Source organism: Pseudoalteromonas sp. S1650 (assembly GCF_005887195.1).
GTDB lineage: Bacteria > Pseudomonadota > Gammaproteobacteria > Enterobacterales > Alteromonadaceae > Pseudoalteromonas > Pseudoalteromonas simplex.
In genome coordinates this window covers 1-2,404 of the sequence record NZ_PNDF01000122.1, presented here as the reverse complement: position 1 = coordinate 2,404, position 2,404 = coordinate 1, and the positions used below count along the sequence as shown (strand labels likewise).

Genomic DNA, 2,404 nt, shown 5'->3' with positions numbered 1-2,404 from the left:
ATAATACATCCTTAATTTTTCGAGTCAACACTTAATTTTAAACTTTCTTTTTAGACCGTTTTAAACCGAAGTTTTACTTAACTCTCTGTCGCTTTGTTCAGCGCTTTTCATTGCTGCCCGCCGTGTCAGTGGATGCGCATTATAGGGAGATGGATTTTTAACGCAAGCACTTTTTGAAGGTTTTTTTGAATATTTTAAAATTAATCACATACCCACCAAATGCAAACAAGTTACCCACAAACCTCTGTGGATAACTGGTGTTTTTTAGCAGAATAACTAAACTCTCCTCGCTTGTTATGGTAACTTGCGCCGCAGATTTTCCACTCGCTCACAAGGCAAGAAAAATGACAGACATTATAAATAGTATAAGTGGTCTCCTTTGGGGTCACATTCTGGTTTACCTTTTAATAGCTGCGGGGCTATTTTTCACTCTTCGACTCGGTTTTATTCAATTCACTCAATTCCCACATATGATCAAAGTGATGTTTCAGAGCCGCCAAGGTTCTGGTGATGGCATTTCTTCATTCCAAGCTTTTTGTACTTCTTTAGCTGCGCGAGTTGGTACGGGTAATATGGCAGGTGTTGCCGTTGCACTTTATTTAGGCGGTGCCGGTGCAATTTTCTGGATGTGGCTTATTGCATTAATAGGTATGGCGACAAGTTTTGCCGAGAGTACCCTTGCTCAGGCATATAAAACGGTCGATGAAGATGGCAACTTTCGTGGTGGCCCTGCTTATTATATGGAATATGGGTTAGGTAAACGCTGGATGGGAGTGATCTTTTCTCTTTGCCTTATTCTTGCTTTTGGCTTGGTATTTAATGCTGTTCAATCAAACTCTATTGCTGCTGCATTTAATGTTGCATTTGGTATTCCAAACTATGTTGTAGGCATCGGCTTAGTATTAGGGTCAGGTATTATCATTTTTGGTGGCTTAAAAACTATTTCACGTTTTGCAGAAATGGTTGTGCCATTTATGGCGCTGGCTTATTTGTTAGTTGCACTTTATGTATGTGCCATAAACTACGATTTATTACCTAATGTATTTATGCATGTTATTAATAGTGCCTTTGGTATCGAGCAAGCGGGTGCGGGTGCAATAGGTTATGGTGTAATGCAGGCCATGATCCAGGGTATTAAGCGTGGCTTATTCTCTAATGAAGCTGGTATGGGTAGCGCTGCAAATGCTGCTGCAACGGCAACACCTAACCCACCGCACCCAGCCTCACAAGGTTATGTACAAATGCTCGGCGTATTTGTAGATACAATTATTATATGTACTGCAACTGCAGCCCTTATTTTATTATCCCAACAGCTTATACCTGATTCAGGTGTGACTGGCATTGCGTTAACACAAGCAGCCCTTGAAGAACATGTTGGTAGCTGGGGTGCCACCTTTGTTGCAATTGCAATTTTGTTTTTTGCATTTACCTCGATTGTTGCTAATTATTCTTATGCCGAAACCAATTTATTGTTCTTAGAGCATAACCATGCATCGGGTATGTTGATCTTCCGATTACTGGTACTTGGTATGGTGATGTTTGGTGCGCTTGGAGAATTACCATTAGTTTGGACCCTTGCCGATGTCTCTATGGGTCTAATGGCTATCGTTAACGTCATCGCTTTGTTTATGTTATCAGGCGTCGTTATTTGGCTCGCGAAGGATTACAACACCCAACGTAAGGCAGGTAAAATACCTACTTTTGATCCTTCGCAAAACAAAAAGCTAGATCAAACCATTCCTAAAGGCGCATGGCGTAAATAATCTAGTCAAGTAAATTCTTATTTAGGGAGCGTTTGTGCTCCCTTTTTTGTATTTGTTAACTTTTCGAAAACAGACAATATGAATGTAATTTGTTGCTCGTTAAGTTTGGGCTCAAGCTTAGTAACAAGCTTATCTTTAATTTGCGCTTTTAATGCTTGTTTTTGTTCTGCGGTTAGTAATGGCTGCGATTGTTGCTGATAAGATTGCACAGCAGTGAGCATATCCATCACCACGTCATTATCAAAATCGGTTAGCGCTGCTTTGGCATTACTAATGGCTTGTTCTGATTTATCGAAGACGGTCGATACTTTATCAACAAGCACACTGACTTCATGAATTTTCAGTACGTCGTTAATGTTCGACATAATAATCGCAACAGGAATAAGCACAAGTGAGATCGCCAGACAAAGCCCAAATACGGCGCCTACCCAAAACTGATTTAAGCCACGTTTAAATTGTTCCATTATCTTTCCTTGATCCTATTTATTGATTAAAACTTGAAACGCGTTAGCTGTTTTAAAAAGACTAAGGAAACTATAGAGCTATTATGGCAATAAAAAAATAGTTAGATGAGGTTATAAAAAGAAATATAAATGAAATAAAAAAGAGGTATTTTATATAAATGGTGCCCGGGGCCGGAC

At 39.6% G+C, this 2,404-nt stretch carries 2 protein-coding genes; one reads left to right on the top strand and one right to left on the bottom strand.

Annotated elements, in window-relative coordinates:
• Positions 1-344 precede the first annotated feature (344 nt).
• Positions 345-1,763: an alanine/glycine:cation symporter family protein gene (locus tag CWB80_RS21745; protein ID WP_138602744.1), complete on the top strand. Its 1,419-nt coding sequence runs from the start codon at positions 345-347 to the stop codon at positions 1,761-1,763.
• 17 nt (positions 1,764-1,780) lie between these two features.
• Here the strand turns inward: CWB80_RS21745 and CWB80_RS21740 are convergent, their stop codons facing one another.
• Entirely contained in the window at positions 1,781-2,227 is a 447-nt protein-coding gene (locus tag CWB80_RS21740; protein ID WP_138602746.1) for a hypothetical protein, read from the bottom strand.
• Positions 2,228-2,404: the final 177 nt, after the last annotated feature.

Excerpts from the sequence above, each read along its gene's own strand:
- CWB80_RS21745 (WP_138602744.1), top strand. The coding sequence starts at position 345 with ATGACAGACATTATAAATAGTATAAGTGGTCTCCTTTGGGGTCACATT.
- CWB80_RS21740 (WP_138602746.1), bottom strand. The coding sequence starts at position 2,227 with ATGGAACAATTTAAACGTGGCTTAAATCAGTTTTGGGTAGGCGCCGTA.